This window comes from Pantoea sp. DY-17, assembly GCF_019795975.1.
Lineage (GTDB): Bacteria > Pseudomonadota > Gammaproteobacteria > Enterobacterales > Enterobacteriaceae > Pantoea > Pantoea leporis.
This window is the reverse complement of record NZ_JAIMIG010000007.1, coordinates 122,531-140,780: the sequence shown is the minus strand read 5'-3', so window position 1 is coordinate 140,780 and position 18,250 is coordinate 122,531. Positions and strand designations below refer to the sequence as shown.

14 protein-coding genes and 1 riboswitch are annotated in these 18,250 nt (G+C 55.0%); of the genes, 4 read left to right on the top strand and 10 right to left on the bottom strand.

Annotated elements, in window-relative coordinates:
• Positions 1-358: 358 nt before the first annotated feature.
• Entirely contained in the window at positions 359-1,210 is an 852-nt protein-coding gene (gene murI / locus K5Y33_RS22745; protein ID WP_222235155.1) for a glutamate racemase, read from the bottom strand.
• Positions 1,155-3,041 carry a TonB-dependent vitamin B12 receptor BtuB gene (gene btuB, locus K5Y33_RS22740; protein WP_222235154.1) on the bottom strand — a complete coding sequence of 629 codons (1,887 nt, stop codon included), beginning with the start codon at positions 3,039-3,041 and terminating at the stop codon, positions 1,155-1,157. Before btuB ends, murI begins: the two co-directional genes overlap by 56 nt.
• A gap of 68 nt (positions 3,042-3,109) precedes the next feature.
• A riboswitch (cobalamin riboswitch) is annotated at positions 3,110-3,292 on the bottom strand.
• Positions 3,293-3,404: 112 nt separating this feature from the next.
• Between btuB and trmA the strand changes: the two genes are divergently transcribed.
• On the top strand, positions 3,405-4,508 hold the full coding sequence (gene trmA / locus K5Y33_RS22735; RefSeq protein ID WP_222235153.1) for a tRNA (uridine(54)-C5)-methyltransferase TrmA: 1,104 nt from the start codon (positions 3,405-3,407) through the stop codon (positions 4,506-4,508).
• 32 nt (positions 4,509-4,540) lie between these two features.
• Here the strand turns inward: trmA and K5Y33_RS22730 are convergent, their stop codons facing one another.
• The gene (locus K5Y33_RS22730) at positions 4,541-4,897 is read right to left on the bottom strand and encodes a YijD family membrane protein (protein WP_061720276.1); all 357 of its coding nucleotides are present in this window, start codon (positions 4,895-4,897) and stop codon (positions 4,541-4,543) included.
• A gap of 18 nt (positions 4,898-4,915) precedes the next feature.
• Positions 4,916-5,560, bottom strand: coding sequence for an HTH-type transcriptional repressor FabR (gene fabR, locus K5Y33_RS22725; RefSeq protein WP_008109648.1), 645 nt, complete (start codon positions 5,558-5,560; stop codon positions 4,916-4,918).
• Between the two features lie 194 nt (positions 5,561-5,754).
• On the opposite strand from fabR, the gene sthA reads away from it, so the two are divergent.
• On the top strand, positions 5,755-7,155 hold the full coding sequence (gene sthA / locus K5Y33_RS22720) for a Si-specific NAD(P)(+) transhydrogenase (protein WP_101760632.1): 1,401 nt from the start codon (positions 5,755-5,757) through the stop codon (positions 7,153-7,155).
• Here sthA and oxyR read toward each other — a convergent pair.
• From oxyR to argC, 5 genes are all read right to left on the bottom strand, one after another.
• A complete protein-coding gene (oxyR, locus tag K5Y33_RS22715) occupies positions 7,138-8,055 on the bottom strand; it encodes a DNA-binding transcriptional regulator OxyR (protein ID WP_008109652.1) in 918 nt (305 codons plus the stop codon). The genes sthA and oxyR overlap by 18 nt on opposite strands.
• Positions 8,056-8,396: 341 nt before the next feature.
• On the bottom strand, positions 8,397-9,770 hold the full coding sequence (argH, locus tag K5Y33_RS22710) for an argininosuccinate lyase (RefSeq protein WP_101760728.1): 1,374 nt from the start codon (positions 9,768-9,770) through the stop codon (positions 8,397-8,399).
• A 75-nt stretch (positions 9,771-9,845) separates the two neighbouring features.
• A complete protein-coding gene (locus K5Y33_RS22705) occupies positions 9,846-11,063 on the bottom strand; it encodes an argininosuccinate synthase (RefSeq protein WP_101760634.1) in 1,218 nt (405 codons plus the stop codon).
• Between the two features lie 14 nt (positions 11,064-11,077).
• A complete protein-coding gene (gene argB, locus K5Y33_RS22700) occupies positions 11,078-11,851 on the bottom strand; it encodes an acetylglutamate kinase (protein WP_222235152.1) in 774 nt (257 codons plus the stop codon).
• Positions 11,852-11,866: 15 nt separating this feature from the next.
• Entirely contained in the window at positions 11,867-12,871 is a 1,005-nt protein-coding gene (gene argC, locus K5Y33_RS22695; protein ID WP_110868176.1) for an N-acetyl-gamma-glutamyl-phosphate reductase, read from the bottom strand.
• A gap of 169 nt (positions 12,872-13,040) precedes the next feature.
• Here argC and argE point away from each other — a divergent pair, with 169 nt between their 5' ends.
• Both argE and ppc read left to right on the top strand, forming a co-directional pair.
• On the top strand, positions 13,041-14,189 hold the full coding sequence (gene argE / locus K5Y33_RS22690) for an acetylornithine deacetylase (protein ID WP_101760637.1): 1,149 nt from the start codon (positions 13,041-13,043) through the stop codon (positions 14,187-14,189).
• Positions 14,190-14,436: 247 nt separating this feature from the next.
• Positions 14,437-17,088, top strand: coding sequence for a phosphoenolpyruvate carboxylase (gene ppc, locus K5Y33_RS22685; RefSeq protein ID WP_101760638.1), 2,652 nt, complete (start codon positions 14,437-14,439; stop codon positions 17,086-17,088).
• Between the two features lie 124 nt (positions 17,089-17,212).
• Here the strand turns inward: ppc and metF are convergent, their stop codons facing one another.
• On the bottom strand, positions 17,213-18,109 hold the full coding sequence (gene metF, locus K5Y33_RS22680) for a methylenetetrahydrofolate reductase (RefSeq protein ID WP_222213423.1): 897 nt from the start codon (positions 18,107-18,109) through the stop codon (positions 17,213-17,215).
• Positions 18,110-18,250 lie beyond the last annotated feature (141 nt).

Genomic DNA, 18,250 nt, shown 5'->3' with positions numbered 1-18,250 from the left:
TGTAAAACGTCATAATGAATTTCATTATGTGTTCACTCGTGAGGCTTTGATATTTTTTTGCGTCCGGAGACGCGGATATCAATCCTGCGAGTGCCCACACAGATTGTCTGATAAATTGTTAAAGAGCATGCCGCGATTTCTCTAGCGGCGCGGGATGCGTATATTACGCTTTCCGCATTCTCAGTCAAGCATTTATTTTTGCTTTTCTGAAGGTTGCCTTGAAGACCACCTCCTGAACACTTCGCTTCGTAAGCCGTTGTTCCGTGTCAGTGGAGGCGCAGTATAGGGATTTCTTCGGAGCTGACAAGCGCTAATTTCAAATTAATTTCCGAGTGCTGATTTTTTCGTCGAAACGCCACTAAACTGCTAATTTTTCCAGCAACGGGAAGCCATAACGCTGCAAAATCGGTGACAATTTCGTCACTTCATCATCCATACGCGTACAGAACGCTAAATTCTGACCGGATGAAACCGCCTGCGGTGCTTCATGCTCTAATAACCAAACGGTACGACGCGCAATAGCAGCGCCTGAATCCACCAACCTTGTCCCTTCCGGCAGCACCAGTTGCAGCTCATCACGCAGTAAAGGGAAATGGGTGCATCCGAGAACCACGGTATCAGGTGGCTCTTTCATCCTTAGCCAGGGTTGCACAGCGCGACGCACATCAGCTAACTCAACATCTTCGCCATGCAGCTTGGCTTCCGCCAGCTCCACCAGCTCAGCAGAGCCGAGCATTTCAATTTTGCAGTCGCGGGCAAATTGCGCCACTAACTCATGGGTATAAGGACGTTTCACCGTGCCGCGCGTGGCCAGCAATCCCACTACGCCGTTACGCGTCAGGCGCGCAGCAGGTTTAATCGCAGGCACCACACCCACAACCGGGAATTCGAAACGTTCACGCAGAGCCGGCAAAGAGAGGGTGCTGGCCGAGTTACAAGCGATGATCACCAGCGTAAGCGGAAAACGCTGAGTGATAGCTGTCACCACCGCCACCACGCGCTCGACAATAAAGTCTTCGGATTTTTCGCCGTACGGGAAACCTTCATTATCAAAGGCGTAGAGATAGTGAAGATCCGGCAGTAAATGCCGGACCTCATCATAAACGGAGAGCCCACCCACGCCGGAGTCAAACACCAGCACGGTGGGACGCAGATCAGAAGCTGTAGCTGGCGCTGAGGTAATACTCCGTTCCTGGAGTTGGATAGCCATACGCTGTCTCATAATCTTTATCGAACAGGTTGGCAATTCTACCACGAACGGTGAGCTGTGATGTGACCGGATACGAGACCGCGAGATCTACCGTGCTGTAACTCGATAAACGACGCTGCTCGCTGGCATATTCGCTGGTGTTGTTATCGTAGCGCTTACCGAAGTACTGGTAGATGACATCAATATCAAAGTCATACACCGTCATACCCAGCTGATATTTGGCCTGCTCACGCGCACGACGCGCCAGCGTTTCACCATCTGAATCACGACGCGCATCCAGATAACCCAAGGTGATCTGGTGATGAAGGAAGCGGGTATCAAAATCAGCGGTGGCTTCAATACCTTTCAGCGTAACGGCTTTTTCATTGTAATAGCCGCCCTCAAAAGTCACAGGATCAGAAGCATAGGTAATGAGATTGCTGACTTTATTGTGATACGCAGCAACACGCCAATTAACCGGACCGGTTAAACCTTCCAGCGCGGCTTCCCACTGTTTTGATTTCTCAGGATTGAGAGCGGGATTAGAGCTAATACCAAAGCGCTTCAGACCATATAGCTGGCCTAACGTCGGCGCCTGGAAACCCGTGCCGTAAGAGAGTGATGCCTTGTAACCCGGCACAAACTCCCAACCCGCAGCCGTTTGCCAGGTGCCATGACGGCCAAAGTCCTGGTTATCATCGCCACGCGCCGAACCTTCAAGCGTAACATTGCCAAACTGCTGCTGAGCCGTCAGGTAAGCACCGGTGTTGTCTTGCTTGTAACCATCTTTATCACGCGGTGCGCCAGAATAGAGTTGTCCAATCGAACTCAGTTTCTGCTGCTGCCAATCCAGACCGGCGCTGACCATGCCATGCCCCACCGCAAAGGTGTTGCCCCATTGCAGGTTGCGCTGCTCCATGTCATCCAGACTATTGGAATCTGCATAGCGGCCGTCAGACCCAACGTAGTTATAGATTTTGTACTTTTGATAACTGGCGGTCAGCTGCGAGGAGTATTCCTCTTTATTAAAGCGCAGACCGGTATCAAACGAGTGATTATAGATCTGTTGCTCATCCTGACCACCGACATAACCCGCATCGTAATCTGAGTTCGCGGCGTAACCGTAACCCCGGAAGAAGCCAGAAAATGCCTCGTTAAACTTGTGGTCAACGCCAGCCCAGAACGCCTTATTACGCCAGCCATCACGATCGCGATCGATCGGAGACGTTGAGCCCGGCTGAACGTTGTAGCCGTTGGTGGCCTGATAAGAGCCCGCCACCGTTACGCGCGTCTGGTCCGTGACATTTTGATTGATGCCGCCGCTGTATTCCTGATAGCCCTTCGAACCAAAGCCAGCAGTCAGCGAGTTTTGATTATTCGGGTTTTGCGTGATGACATTCACCACGCCGCCAATCGCATCTGCGCCGTAAACGGCAGAGCGCGGGCCGCGAATAAACTCAACGCGCTGGATAATAGAAACAGGGATCTGGTTGAAGTCAGCAACGCCGGTAATGCCAGGCTTAGAGAACGGCACACCGTCAACCAGAATCAGCGTATGACGCGCTTCCGAACCACGTACATACATAGAAGCGCTTTGCCCAATGCCGCCGCTTTGCGCGATATCCACGCCCGGCAAGCGGCGTAACACTTCCAGTAGGTTCTTGGATTGCCACTGATCGATCTCATCACGGGTGACAACAGAAGTCGAAGCCAGCACCGACGAGACAGGCTGCGCGAAGCGGTTAGCGGTAACGATTTGCGTATCATCATTCTGCTGCGCGTAGCCAAATTGCGCCCAGAGAGACAACGCCGTTGCACTGAAGGCAAACAGCGAAGCGTGTGTTTTTTTCATTGTTATAGCATCCAAAAGACGAAGCAGGATGCCGCACGACTACGACCAATAGCTCGCGATGGTCGTATGTATTGCGACGTCACACCGGCAGGTCTTCGGGCTGAGAATCATAAATGGTGAAAAAACTTCCCATCCGGCAGGACAGTGTTTGTAATTGCCATCACCACGACATTCTTTACCGCTGCGCGTCAGCTCCAGATTCACACTGGATTCCCTTTTAACTCAAGGAGGCCGGCAGGCGCAGTCTACGGCCAGGAAGGCCGGAAATCCAGACTTCCAGCCATCTTGTTTTCCGCCGCGCTGGACATCAGCAGTTGAATGCCTACAATCGCCCGGCAAGCCAGCTTATTACCAGGATTAAAGATGACACCCGAACAGCTCCCGATTGAACAATACGACGCGCAACTGGCGGAAAAAGTCAGCCGCTTACAGGCGATGATGATGCCCTTTGCCGCGCCCGACGTGGAGGTGTTCCGTTCGCCGGTCAGCCACTATCGGATGCGTGCCGAATTCCGCATCTGGCACGACGGAGACGATCTCTACCACATCATCTTTGATCAACAGACCAAGCAACGTATCCGCGTCGATCAATTCCCGGCGGCCAGTGAATTGATCAACCAGCTGATGCCAAAACTGATCGCGGCGATCCGTGACAACCGCACGCTGCGTTTCAAACTGTTCCAGATCGATTACCTGTCGACGATGAGCAACCAGATTGTTATCTCGCTGCTCTACCACCGTAAGCTGGAAGAGGAGTGGACCGCCGCCGCCAGCGCCCTGCGCGACAGCCTGCGTGCCGAAGGCTTTGACGTGCAGCTGATCGGCCGCGCCACCAAAACCAAAATCTGCCTCGATCGCGATTACGTGGATGAGCGCCTGCCGGTCGCGGGGAAAGAGATGATTTATCGTCAGGTGGAAAACAGCTTCACCCAGCCAAACGCGGCGATGAATATTCAGATGCTGGAGTGGGCACTGGACGTCACGCAGGATTCGCGCGGCGATCTGCTGGAACTCTATTGCGGTAACGGCAACTTCTCGCTGGCGCTGGCGCGTAACTTCCGCAGCGTGTTGGCCACGGAAATTGCCAAGCCGTCGGTCGCGTCCGCGCAATACAACATTGCCGCTAACCATATTGATAACGTGCAGATTATTCGTATGGCCGCTGAAGAGTTTACCCAGGCGATGACGGGCGTTCGCAGCTTCAATCGTTTAGAAGGCATCGACCTGAAGAGCTATCAATGCGAAACCATTTTTGTTGATCCGCCACGTAGCGGGCTGGATGAGGAAACTGTGAAGATGGTGCAGGCCTATCCGCGCATCCTTTATATCTCCTGCAACCCGCAAACGCTGTGCGACAACCTCGCGGTGCTAGGAGAAACGCATGATGTCACGCGTCTGGCGCTGTTCGATCAGTTCCCGTATACCCATCATATGGAATGCGGCGTGCTGCTGACGCGCAAGGCCTAAACAACAACGGGAACCCCAAGGTTCCCGTTTTTTCACTGCTTGCTCTTCGCGCGGCGAAAACGCATACCAATCCAGAACACCAGCGCCACCATCAGAATGGTCGGGATGAAGTTGGAGCCGATATCCGGATATTCAGCCCGCACCAGCGCGCTATAAACCAAAATACCCAGCAGGAAGAACGCCGCCGCCAGTGAAGGCATGCCGTCTGGCATATTGCGGTTGAGATAACGCTGGTGCAAACACCAGGCCGCGAGGCCAAGAGCAATCAGCGGGAATATCGAAAAGGGAACAAACGTGCTGAACAGCACCGAAAAGGAGCCGTTGATCGCTAAACCGGTGATAAAAGCCAATAAAAGCGTTCCTTTATCGCGTGGGTTTTGCTCAATCATTTCATTATCCTTATCACATTACTCTTCGGGTTTTTCCAGGGTAACCGCCAGACGCTCTTGCTCCCGGCGATACCAGTAATAAGCGCCTTTGGCGATCATGCGCAGCTGCAGCACTAATCGATCCTCAAGCTTACGGCGCTGCTCAATATCAACGTCCAGCGCTTCGGCACCCGCGCTAAACACAATCGTCACCATGGCTTCGGCCTGCGCTTCGGTGAAGCTGCGCGGCATGCGATTTTCTAATTCAAGATAATCGGCCAGTTCGGCGATGAAGTGCTGAATCTCACGCGCGACTGCGGCACGAAAGGCCGCCGAGGTTCCGGAGCGCTCGCGTAGTAAGAGCCGAAAAGCGTTGGGATTGTTCCCGATGAACTCCATAAAAGTTGCCACCGAGGTTTTAATAATGCTGCCACCCTTGGCAATACGCTGGCGCGCCTGACGCATTAACTGGCGCAGCATCAAGCCGCTTTCGTCCACCATGGTCAGCCCCAGCTCATCGACATCGCGGAAGTGACGATAAAATGAGGTCGGCGCAATCCCCGCTTCGCGTGCAACTTCGCGCAAACTCAGGCTGGCAAAACTCCTTTCTGCACTTAACTGACTGAAGGCAGCTTCAATCAGTGAACGTCGTGTACGTTCTTTTTGTAGCGCTCTGACGCCCATTTTCCCGGCCTTTTAGGTGATTTGGCAGGCACTATAACAAACTTTTCAGCGTACAGCGGTGCAAACTTTGTGAACGCCTGTGAACCTCACGCTTTGTCAAACTTCAGCAATTTACGCTGTTAGAATTCAGATGTGCGCGGCGAGATGTTAGAATCTCGTTGTAAAAATGTGATAAAAAAATAGGACGTACTGGTATGCAAAAGTCTTACGATTACGATGCCATTGTGATTGGCTCCGGTCCGGGCGGCGAAGGTGCGGCGATGGGGCTGGTGAAGCAGGGAGCGCGTATTGCAGTGATCGAACGCTACCACAACATCGGCGGCGGTTGTACACACTGGGGAACCATCCCTTCCAAAGCCCTGCGTCACGCTGTTAGCCGTATCATCGAGTTCAATCAAAACCCACTTTACAGCGATCACACTCGCCTCCTGCGCTCCTCATTCGCCGACATTCTCAACCACACCGAGAACGTGATCAGTCAGCAAACCGCGATGCGTCAGGGCTTCTACGAGCGCAACCGCTGTGAACTTTATCAGGGCGATGCCCGATTTGTTGATGCCAACACCATCGAAGTGGAACAACCCGACGGCACCCGCGAGCGATTAACCGCGGCGAAATTCGTGATCGCCTGCGGTTCTCGCCCGTATCATCCTGCGGATGTCGATTTCACCCATCCGCGCGTTTACGATTCCGACTCCATCCTCAACCTGCATCATGAACCTGGCCACGTCATCATTTATGGCGCCGGCGTAATTGGCTGTGAATATGCCTCGATTTTCCGCGGCCTGAACGTCAAGGTTGACCTGATCAACACCCGCGACCGTCTGCTGGCGTTCCTCGATCAGGAGATGTCAGATTCCCTCTCCTATCATTTCTGGAACAGCGGCGTGGTGATTCGTCACAACGAAGAGTTCGAGAAGATTGAAGGCGTTGATGACGGGGTGATAATTCACCTTAAATCGGGCAAAAAAGTGAAAGCCGATTGCCTGCTGTACGCAAACGGTCGAACCGGTAACACCGATTCACTGGCGCTGGAAAACGTCGGACTGGAAGCGGATGGTCGTGGCCTGCTGAAGGTGAACAGCATGTATCAAACTGCGCTGCCGCATATTTACGCGGTTGGCGACGTGATTGGTTATCCAAGCCTGGCTTCTGCTGCTTACGATCAGGGTCGCATTGCCGCGCAGGCGATCATCAAAGGTGAAGCCACCGCGCATCTGATCGAAGATATTCCAACCGGGATTTACACCATTCCGGAGATCAGCTCAGTGGGTAAAACCGAACAGCAGCTGACGGCGATGAAAGTGCCGTATGAAGTGGGTCGTGCGCAGTTTAAACATCTGGCGCGTGCGCAGATTGTTGGCATGCACGTCGGCAGCCTGAAGATTCTGTTCCACCGCGAAACCAAAGAGATTTTAGGGATTCACTGCTTTGGCGAGCGTGCTGCGGAGATCATTCACATCGGCCAGGCCATCATGGAACAGAAGAACGGCGGCAACACGATCGAGTACTTCGTGAATACCACCTTCAACTATCCCACCATGGCCGAAGCCTATCGCGTGGCAGCGTTAAACGGCTTAAACCGCCTGTTTTAACGAGGTATCCAGATAACCCTTCATGTGGGTTTTGATTGCTTCTGCCAACTGCTCATAGCGGCTGCGCAGAGGCGATCCTGGACGATAGACCAACGCGATGGTGCGCTGCGGCACCGGCTTGTAACACGGTAAATAGCAGACGCCATCACGTTCGCGTTCATTCGGCACGGACAGCGCAGGTAACAAGGTAATGCCGCTACCGGCGGCAACCATGTTGCGCAGCGTTTCCAGACTGGTGGCGCGGAAATGCGTATCTTCATCGGCACCGGCTTCGAAGCAGAAGCCCATCGCCTGATCGCGCAGGCAGTGCCCATCTTCCAGCATCAGTAATTTCTCACCGGCCAGATCCGACATCGGCACGCGATCGCGATCGCGCCACGGATGATCGGCATACACCGCCAGCGTCATTGGCTCATCAAACAGCGGCACTTCAATAAAGGCTTCACTCTCTTTCACCAATGCCACGATGGCGCAATCCAGCTTGCCGCTGTCGAGCTGTGCCAGCAGTTGCTGCGTCTGCGCTTCATGCAGGTACATTTCGAGTTTGGGGAAGGTTTTGTGCAGCATCGGAATGATGTGCGGCAGCAGATACGGCCCGGTGGTTGGAATCAAACCAATGTGCAGCGGTCCAGACATCGCTTCGCCTTGCTGGCTCGCCATCTCCTTCAGCACTTTCACTTCGCGCAGCACGGTTCGCGCTTGATCCACCAGCAACAGTCCAGCCTGAGTAAACAACACCTTACGGCTGGTTCGCTCCAGCAGCATCACGCCAAGTTCATCTTCCAGCTTACGAATCTGTCCACTTAAGGTAGGTTGGCTGACATGACATGCGTCAGCTGCACGCCGGAAATGGCGATGCTCCGCAAGTGAAACCAGGTATTCGAGATCACGAATATTCATTGAAATCCTCCAAACCACGATAGCCCGTGGCGATAGATAGAATAGCAATGAACGATTGGCCCTATCAAGGCGTGAGCGGGAATAATGCGCGCATCAAATGATCTGGAGCAGAACCTGCAAACTGCTTAAAACCAATCACTGTGCTGGCCGGGAGTGGCCTGCCCTTGATGATGTGCCTATAACAAAATGTAATTCCGAAGCTAGAGGTTGGCGGGCTACCGAAGAGGTGCCCGCTTTTTTTTGCTTGTCGCTCGCCTGCTGGATATCAACAGAGCGCGATAAATCGCGCCGCTACGCATTCCTGCTCATACCGCAGCGGCGCAATCCAATGCGCATAGCTTTTAACCCAAACGCTTCTGCGCTTCGCTGATGGCGAAGGCGACCTGTTGAGGAGCGACACCACCTTGCGCATTACGCTTATCCAGGCAAGATTGCAGCGACAGAATTGGATACACGTCATCCTCAATCACCGCGCTGAACTGCTTCAGCTGCGCCAGAGTGAGCGCTTCCAGCGCCACGCCTTGCTTGATCGCTTCCACCACGGTTTCACCCACAATGTGGTGGGCTTCGCGGAACGGAACGCCTTTTGCCACCAGATAATCGGCCAGCTCGGTCGAGTTGGCGTAGCCCTGCTCAGCGGCTTCCTGGCAACGCGGACGTTTTACCTGAATGCCGTCCAGCACCAGCACCGACATATGCAGGCAGTCGAGCCAGGTATCCAGCGCATCGAACAGCCCTTCTTTGTCTTCCTGCATATCTTTGTTGTACGCCAGCGGCAGGCCTTTCAGCGTCATCATCATGCCGGTCAGCGCACCTTGCACACGGCCACATTTGCCACGGATCAGCTCCAGCGCATCCGGGTTTTTCTTCTGCGGCATCAACGACGATCCGGAAGTGACTTTATCCGACAGCTCAAGGAAGCCCGCTTCACCGGTGTTGAAGAAGATCAGGTCTTCAGCAAAGCGCGACAGATGCACCATGCCAATCGAGGCGTCTGACAGCAGCTCGAGCACGTGATCGCGATCGGAAACGGTATCGAGGCTGTTACGCGTGGCAGAGGCAAAACCTAACCAGCCGGCCAGCTGCTGACGATCGATCTCGTAGGCGGTACCCGCCAGCGCGCCGCAACCCAGCGGACTGACATCCATACGCTTCAGTGCATCCTGCAGACGGCTCTCGTCACGCGCCAGCATCTCAACGTACGCCAGGCACCAATGCGCGAACGTCACCGGTTGCGCACGCTGCAGGTGCGTGTAACCCGGCATCACCGCGTCCTGATTGGCTTGTGCCGTGGCGACCAGCGCCGATTGCAGCTCACGCGTCGCCTCCAGCAGCACGGCAACCTGCTCTTTGCACCACAGTTTTAGATCGGTCGCGACCTGATCGTTACGGCTACGGCCGGTGTGCAATTTCTTGCCCAGCGCGCCGACTTTGTCGATCAGCTTGCCTTCCACCCAGCTGTGAATATCTTCCGCATCGCTTTGCAGAATCTGCTCAGGATTGGCGCGTACCTCGGCCAGCAGTTCATTCAACGCGCTTTCCAGCTGTTGCTGCTCTTCATTGGTCAGCACGTTGACCGTCACCAGCGCTTTTGACCAGGCAATCGAGCCGGTAATGTCCTGCTCGGCCAGGCGATAGTCAAAACGCAGCGAGTCGTTGAACTGTTTGAACCGTTGGTCTGCTGCCTGCGAAAAACGTCCGCCCCAAAGTGCCATCTGCATTACTCCTGAATCTGTTATAGAAAAGGCGGCCCGAAGCCGCCCTTGCAAAATAGGTCGATTGCCGCGGTATTACTTCTTCTGCTCGTTCAGCGCGCGAATGCGTGAAGAGAGTGAGAACAAGCGGATAAAGCCGCCCGCGTGACGGTGATCGTAAACTTCGTCTTCGCCAAAGGTGGCGAACTCTTCTGAGTACAGGCTGTTAGCAGAGGTTTTCTGAATCGCCGTGGCCTGGCCTTTATACAGCTGCAGTACCACTTCGCCATTCACCTCTTCTGCCAATGATTCAGCAGCGGCCTGGATAGATTTACGCAGCGGCGCGAACCAGCGACCATCGTAAACCACGTAAGACATTTCATGGCCCAGCTGCTCACGCCATTTGAAGCTATCGCGATCCAGCACCAGTTGTTCAACCGCACGCAACGCGTTAACCATGATGGTGCCGCCTGGAGTTTCGTAGCAGCCGCGGGACTTGATGCCTACCAGACGGTTTTCCACGATGTCGATACGGCCGACGCCGTGTTTGGCGCCCAGCACGTTGAGTTTTTCCAGGCACTGGAACGGGCTCAGCGTCTCGCCATTCACCGCCACCACGCGACCTTTCTCCACGGTGACCGTGACATTTTCTGGCTGATCGGGCGCTTCCAGCGGATCAACGGTCCACACCCAGCAATCTTTGTTCGGTGCATTGGCTGGGCTTTCCAGCACGCCGCCTTCGGTAGAGATGTGCCATGCGTTCTCGTCACGGCTGTAGATTTTTTCCAGCGACGCGGTGGTCGGGATATTGCGCTCTTTCAGGTAATCCAGCAGCGCTTCACGTGAACGCAGGTCCCACTCACGCCATGGCGCAACCACTTTCAGTTGTGGAGCCAGCGCGGTGTAGGTGGTTTCGAAACGCACCTGATCATTACCTTTACCGGTTGCGCCGTGGCACAGCGCATCTGCGCCCACTTTCAGCGCCAGCTCAACCTGGGCTTTAGCGATAATCGGACGCGCCATAGACGTACCCAGCAGATAAGTGCCTTCGTACAGGGCGCCAGTCTGCAGAACCGGATACACGTATTCGCTGATGAACGCTTCACGCAGGTCAACCACGTGGCACTCAGACGCACCTGACTGCAGCGCTTTCTTCTCAACGCCTTCCAGATCGGCGGGATCCTGGCCAATGTTCGCCACGAACGCCACCACTTCACAGCCGCCATAGTTCTCTTTCAACCATGGAATGATGGCTGAAGTATCCAGACCGCCGGAGTAGGCCAGAACGATTTTTTTGATGTTTTGCGTGCTCATGTCTTAATCCTTGATTATGCGAGAATCCGGGTGCCAATCGACACGCCGTTGAAAAGGGTTGGCAGTTGTTCAGCATGACGCCAGCTGGCGATATCGACCGGGCGACCGAGCGTGCGGGCGGCATCAAGCGCCGCGTTCACTTTCACGATCATGCCATCGGTGATGATGCCCTGCGCAATCAGCTGCTCCGCTTTCGCGGCGGTCATCTCTTCGATGCGCTGACCTTTGCCGTCGAGAATACCGCTGACATCAGACAACAGCACCAAATCGGCACCGATGGTCGCAGCCAGCGCGGTTGCCGCCTGGTCGGCGTTGACGTTCATCAACTCACCGCCGTCGGTGATGCCAATCGAGCTGATCACCGGCATGTAGCCCGCCGCCAGCAGCGTGTTCACCAGCGCCGGATTGCCCGGCGTCGCGTTGCCAACGTGTCCCAGCTCTTCATCGAACTGCGCCACGTTGACCAGACCGGCATCGCCGAGGCACAAACCCACCGCGCCGATGCCATATTTCTTCGCCCACGCCAGCAGCGTTTTGTTGGCGGTACCGGCTAACGCACCGGTAATAATGTCAATCTGATCGGCTGGCGTCACGCGCAAACCGTTCTTCTTTTTCACCGGCAGCGCGAGCTTCTTCATCAGCTCGTCCACCACGCAACCGCCGCCGTGCACAATGATCAGCGAACGCTGATGTTCATTGCGGTACGCCAGCAGGGCATCAAACAGACGGGCCAGCGCTTCTTCGCTATCCAGCAGCACGCCACCCAGTTTAATGATTAATGGATTCATTGCGTTATCCGTTCGTTAAATCAGAGACAGCGTTTCGGGGAAGCCGAAACGAATGTTTAAACACTGAACCGCCTGCGATGAGGCGCCTTTCAGCAGGTTATCTTCGGCAGCCACCACAATCAGGTGCTCGCCTTGCATGGCGAAGCCGATGTCGCAGAACGGCAAACCGACCACCGCTTTCAGCGCCGGTACGCCTTTGTCATAGACGCGCACCAGCGGTTTGTCGTGGTAAGCGTTATGGAAGGCATCCGCCACATCCTGCTGCGTCACGCCCGCTTTCAGGCGGCAAGTGGTGGTCGATAAAATCCCGCGTGGGAAGCTGCCCAGATGTGGTGTGAAGATCACCGGCGTACCGAGATGCGCCACAATTTCCGGGTGATGACGATGATTAAACAGGCCGTACGGCTGCAAGCTCACTTCACAGAAGCTGGTGCCAACGTTGGCTTTGCGCCCTGCGCCGCTCACGCCGCTGGTGGCGTTAATCACCGGCCACTGTGCATCGTTAAGCAGGCCCGCTGCGATCAGCGGTTTCAGCGAAAGTTGGGCTGCGGTTGGGTAGCAACCCGGCACCGCAACCAGCTCCGCATCTTTAATTTTGTCGTGCTGCCATTCGGCCAGGCCGTAAACCGCCTTGTCCAGCCAATCCTGATGCTGATGGCTGAAACCGTAATATTGCGTATAGAACGCATCGTCGTTTACGCGGAACGCGCCGGAGAGATCGAACACCACGCAACCAGCTTTGAGGAATTCAGGTGCCAGATCGTGGCTGACTTCGTGAGCGGTGGCGAGGAACACCACATCCACTTTGTCGGCCCATTCAGCGGCATCGCTCAGCGGCTGCAGCGGCAAATCGACAATGCCTTTGAGCTGCGGATGCAAATCCGACAATAACTTTCCAGCATCCGGGCTTTGCGCTGAAACCGCCAAAGCGGTTATGTTCATATGCGGATGGCGATTCAGGTAGGTGGCAAGCTCTACGCCAGCGTAACCACTGGCACCAACGATCAGCGTATTCAACATCAGGCTGTATACCTTATTACAGTCACACGTATCGGGTCGCGGCCTTGCCCCGTTGCCCAGAATGCCGTTTGCAGAAGATTTGATGCTTCACATGCAAGCGACGTTATTGTATTTTTATTCACTATTAATGCATGAATATTGATACATCCTAACCCAAGGACCGTCAACAGTGAAGACAAAATTACCACCTTTTATCGAACTCTACCGCCAGTTGATTGCCACGCCATCAATCAGCGCAACCGATAGCGCACTGGATCAGAGTAATGAAACTTTAATCAATTTGCTGGCCGGCTGGTTCCGCGATATTGGCTTCAGTGTCGAAGTGCAGCCGGTGCCTGGCACGCGGCATAAATTCAACATGCTGGCGCGCAGCGGATTGGGCGCAGGCGGCTTGTTATTGGCGGGTCATACCGACACTGTGCCTTACGATGATGGCCGCTGGACGCGCGATCCGTTCACGCTGACCGAACACGACAACAAGCTGTACGGCCTCGGCACCGCCGATATGAAAGGCTTCTTCGCCTTTATTCTGGATGCGCTGCGTGACGTTGACGTGACCAAACTCAGCAAGCCGCTCTACGTCCTCGCCACCGCCGACGAAGAGACCACCATGGCGGGCGCGAAGTATTTCTCTGAATCCACCCAATTGCGTCCGGATTGCGCCATCATCGGCGAGCCCACCTCACTTAAGCCGGTGCGCGCGCATAAAGGTCATCTGTCGAATGTGATTCGTATTCAGGGACAATCAGGCCACTCCAGCGATCCGTCACGCGGCGTCAACGCTATTGAACTGATGCATGAATCCATTACCCAGCTGATGCAGCTGCGTAACACGCTGAAAGAGCGTTACAACCACGATGGTTTTGCCATTCCTTATCCAACCATGAACTTTGGGCATATTCACGGTGGCGACGCCGCCAACCGCATCTGCGCCTGCTGTGAATTGCACATGGATATTCGTCCGCTGCCGGGCTTAACCCTGAGCGATTTGGATGGTCTGCTAAATGACGCGCTGGCGCCGGTAAGTGCGCGCTGGCCGGGACGTCTCACCGTAGGCGAGCTGCATCCGCCGATTCCAGGCTACGAATGTCCGGCCGATCATGAGCTGGTGCAAGTGGTGGAGAAGCTGCTGGGCGTGCCAACCGAAGTGGTGAACTATTGCACTGAAGCGCCTTTTATCCAGCAGTTGTGCCCAACGCTGGTATTAGGCCCGGGATCTATCAATCAAGCCCATCAACCTGATGAGTTTATTGATACCGCATTTATCAAGCCGACTCATGCGCTTATCACCCAAGTCGTACAGCATTTTTGTCATTGATGAACAACAAATGGGGCATTTCACTGTTAAATCAGCAAATTGCCCCGTCATTGTTCGGGATTTGATAATAAGAATAACTTATCTCGCCTCGCTGCAAGCAAATTCTTTGAATTTCCGCCATTTAGCAGCACATTTACGTAGATTTAAGGCAATTGACGCGCAGGAAGATACGTGGCTAGATAAAAGACGATGTTATGCCCGTTGGGCGTAAGAGTATTAAAAAAGACGATAAGGGTGTCAGGGTCCAATGAACGAACAATATTCCGCAATGCGAAGTAATGTCAGTATGCTCGGCAAACTGCTCGGGGATACGATTAAGGATGCACTAGGAGAGAACATCCTCGACCAGGTGGAGACCATCCGTAAACTCTCTAAGTCATCCCGCGCGGGAAATGACACTCATCGTCAGGAACTGCTGACCACGCTGCAAAATCTGTCGAACGACGAGCTGCTGCCGGTGGCGCGCGCGTTTAGCCAGTTCCTTAATCTCACCAACGTCGCTGAACAGTATCAAACCATTTCGCGTAGCGGCGATGGCGCGAACCATCCTGAACTGCTGAAAAAGACTTTCGAACGTCTGAAACAGCAAGGCGATATCAGCGAAGCGGCGATCCGCCAGTCGATTGAAGAGCTGTCGCTGGAGCTGGTGCTGACTGCGCACCCCACCGAAATCACCCGCCGCACGCTGATCCATATGCTGGGCGAAGTGAACAGCTGTTTGCAGCAACTCGATCATAGCGATATCTCTGACTACGAACGCACCCAGGTGATGCGCCGTCTGCGCCAGCTGGTGGCACAAGCGTGGCACACCGACGAAATCCGCAAATACCGTCCAACGCCGATCGATGAAGCCAAGTGGGGCTTTGCCGTGGTGGAAAACAGCCTGTGGCAAGGCGTGCCAGCCTTCCTGCGTGAGCTGAATGAGCAAGTGGAAGAGACCTTTGGCATTAAGCTGCCGGTCGATTTCGTGCCGATTAAATTTACCTCGTGGATGGGCGGCGACCGTGACGGCAACCCGAACGTCACCGCACCGATTACCCGCCACGCGATGCAGCTGAGCCGCTGGAAGGCCGCGGACCTGTTCCTGCGCGATATCGGCGTGCTGATTTCCGAGCTGTCGATGTCCGAATGCAGCGACGAAGTGCGCGAGCTGTGCGGCGATGCGGAAGCGCTGGAGCCGTACCGCATGGTGCTGAAGCGCCTTCGCGGCCAGCTGATGACCACGCAGGCTTATCTTGGCCGTCGTCTTAAAGGCGAGCGCCTGCCGCGTCCGGCCGATTTGCTGGTCTCTAACGATCAGCTGTGGGATCCGCTGTTCGCTATCTATCAATCTCTGCAGCAGTGCGGCATGGGCATCATCGCCAATGGTCAGCTGCTGGACACGCTGCGCCGCGTGAAGTGTTTCGGCGTGCCGCTGGTGCGCATTGATATCCGTCAGGAGAGCACCCGCCATACCCAGGCGATTGCCGAAGTAACGCGCTATCTCGGCCTCGGTGATTACGAAAGCTGGTCAGAAGCGGATAAACAAGCCTTCCTGATTCGCGAACTGAATTCCAAGCGTCCGCTGTTGCCGCATCAGTGGGAACCGGGTGATGAGACGCGCGAAGTGCTGGATACCTGCAAAGTGGTGGCCGAAGCGCCGCAGGGTTCAATTGCTTCCTACGTGATCTCCATGGCGAAAACGCCGTCGGACGTGCTGGCCGTGCATCTGCTGCTGAAAGAAGCCGGCATTCCTTACGCCATGCCGGTTGCGCCGCTGTTCGAAACCCTTGATGACCTGAACAACGCTAACGACGTGATGACACAGTTGCTGAACATCGACTGGTATCGCGGCTTTATCAATGGCAAACAGATGGTGATGATTGGCTATTCCGACTCAGCGAAAGATGCCGGCGTGATGGCCGCCAGCTGGGCGCAATATCAGGCGCAGGACGCACTGATCAAAACCTGTGAAAGCGCGGGCATCACGCTGACGCTGTTCCACGGACGCGGCGGCTCAATCGGTCGTGGCGGCGCGCCAGCCCATGCGGCGCTGTTGTCACAACCGCCGGGCAGCCTGAAAGGTGGCCTGCGCGTGACCGAACAGGGCGAGATGATTCGCTTCAAATACGGTTTGCCCGAAGTCACTATCGCCAGCCTGTCGCTGTATACCGGTGCGATTCTGGAAGCCAACCTGCTGCCACCGCCGGAACCAAAGCGCGAATGGCAGGAGATCATGAATGGTCTGTCGGCGCACTCCTGCGCGATGTATCGCGGCTATGTGCGAGAGAATCCGGACTTCGTGCCCTATTTCCGCTCAGCCACGCCAGAGCAGGAGCTGGGCAAATTGCCGCTGGGTTCACGTCCGGCTAAACGTCGCCCAACCGGCGGTGTGGAATCGCTGCGTGCCATTCCGTGGATCTTCGCCTGGACGCAGAACCGCCTGATGCTGCCAGCCTGGCTGGGCGCGGGTGCCGCGTTGCAGAAAGCGATGGATGAAGGTCATCAGGATGAGCTGGAGAACATGTGCCGCGAGTGGCCGTTCTTCGCCACACGTCTTGGCATGCTGGAGATGGTGTTCTCGAAAGCCGATTTGTGGCTGGCAGAGTACTACGATCAGCGTCTGGTGGATAAATCACTGTGGTCGCTCGGCAAGCAGCTGCGCGATCAGCTGGATGCGGATATCAAAGCGGTGTTGACCATCGCTAACGATGCCCATCTGATGGCTGACCAACCGTGGATTGCTGAGTCCATCGCGCTGCGTAACGTTTATACCGATCCACTGAACGTGTTGCAGGCTGAACTGCTGCATCGTTCACGTGCGCAGGAAGAGCGCGGTGATGAGCCAGATGCGCGTGTAGAACAAGCGCTGATGGTGACGATCGCGGGTGTTGCAGCGGGTATGCGTAATACCGGTTAATCTAGTGACATGATGTGAAAAAGGAGCCAACTGGCTCCTTTTTTATTGTTTTACCGGTGCGCATGAATGCGCACCCTACAAAACCGGCAAGCTGTAGGGTCGCCATTCATGGCGACCACCAAACTTACGCACCTATCGCCGGACGCACGCCCAGCGTGTGGCAAATGGCGTAACTCAACTCGGCGCGGTTCAGCGTATAGAAATGGAAATCCTTCACCCCTTCGCGCGACAGGATTTTCACCATGTCCATCGCGACGCTGGCACCGACCATTTTGCGCGTCTCCGGATCGTTATCCAGACCTTCAAACATTGCACTCATCCAGCCCGGCACCCGCACATTGGTCATGGTAGCGAAGCGTTGTAGCTGTTTGAAGTTAGAGACCGGCAAAATACCCGGCACGATCTCCACGTCGATACCGGTTGCGACACAGCGATCGCGGAAGCGCAGGTAGCTTTCCACATCGAAGAAGAACTGCGTGATGGCGCGGTTAGCACCGGCATCAATTTTGCGTTTCAGGTTAATCAAATCGGCCTGCGCGCTTTTCGCTTCGGGATGCACTTCCGGATAGGCCGCCACCGAGATGTCAAAATCGCCAACGTCTTTCAGCAGCGCCACCAAATCCGAACCGTACATCTCCGGCTTGCCGCTGCCTGGCGGTAAATCACCGCGCAGTGCCACGATATGACGAATGCCGCTATCCCAGTAATCACGCGCGATACCGCGCAACTCATCACGCGTGGCATCGATACAGGTCAGATGCGGTGCGGCTTCCAGACCGGTACGATCTTTGATGCCTTTGATGATGCTATGTGTACGATCGCGCTCGCCCGAGTTGGCACCGTAGGTGACGGAGACGAATTTCGGCTTCAGGCTGCTCAGTCGATCGATTGAGCTCCACAGGGTTTCTTCCATTTCGCTGGTACGTGGCGGGAAAAATTCGAAAGAGACATTAATTTGCCCGTTCAGCTCAGCCAGGCTCTGGTTCAACGCTTCGCGTTGATTGGCGTGAAAGAAACTCATCCTAATTACCTCGTCATCACACATCGATTATTTTGCGGCCTTCGAACATCCATACGTTTAGACGTCCAGATGCACAAAATGAACGATTCCCACGTTAGCGTCAACTGAAAATTAATGAACAGGCGTGACAAATTTTCACTC

Excerpts from the sequence above, each read along its gene's own strand:
- murI (WP_222235155.1), bottom strand. The coding sequence starts at position 1,210 with ATGGCTATCCAACTCCAGGAACGGAGTATTACCTCAGCGCCAGCTACA.
- btuB (WP_222235154.1), bottom strand. The coding sequence starts at position 3,041 with ATGAAAAAAACACACGCTTCGCTGTTTGCCTTCAGTGCAACGGCGTTG.
- trmA (WP_222235153.1), top strand. The coding sequence starts at position 3,405 with ATGACACCCGAACAGCTCCCGATTGAACAATACGACGCGCAACTGGCG.
- K5Y33_RS22730 (WP_061720276.1), bottom strand. The coding sequence starts at position 4,897 with ATGATTGAGCAAAACCCACGCGATAAAGGAACGCTTTTATTGGCTTTT.
- fabR (WP_008109648.1), bottom strand. The coding sequence starts at position 5,560 with ATGGGCGTCAGAGCGCTACAAAAAGAACGTACACGACGTTCACTGATT.
- sthA (WP_101760632.1), top strand. The coding sequence starts at position 5,755 with ATGCAAAAGTCTTACGATTACGATGCCATTGTGATTGGCTCCGGTCCG.
- oxyR (WP_008109652.1), bottom strand. The coding sequence starts at position 8,055 with ATGAATATTCGTGATCTCGAATACCTGGTTTCACTTGCGGAGCATCGC.
- argH (WP_101760728.1), bottom strand. The coding sequence starts at position 9,770 with ATGGCACTTTGGGGCGGACGTTTTTCGCAGGCAGCAGACCAACGGTTC.
- K5Y33_RS22705 (WP_101760634.1), bottom strand. The coding sequence starts at position 11,063 with ATGAGCACGCAAAACATCAAAAAAATCGTTCTGGCCTACTCCGGCGGT.
- argB (WP_222235152.1), bottom strand. The coding sequence starts at position 11,851 with ATGAATCCATTAATCATTAAACTGGGTGGCGTGCTGCTGGATAGCGAA.
- argC (WP_110868176.1), bottom strand. The coding sequence starts at position 12,871 with ATGTTGAATACGCTGATCGTTGGTGCCAGTGGTTACGCTGGCGTAGAG.
- ppc (WP_101760638.1), top strand. The coding sequence starts at position 14,437 with ATGAACGAACAATATTCCGCAATGCGAAGTAATGTCAGTATGCTCGGC.
- metF (WP_222213423.1), bottom strand. The coding sequence starts at position 18,109 with ATGAGTTTCTTTCACGCCAATCAACGCGAAGCGTTGAACCAGAGCCTG.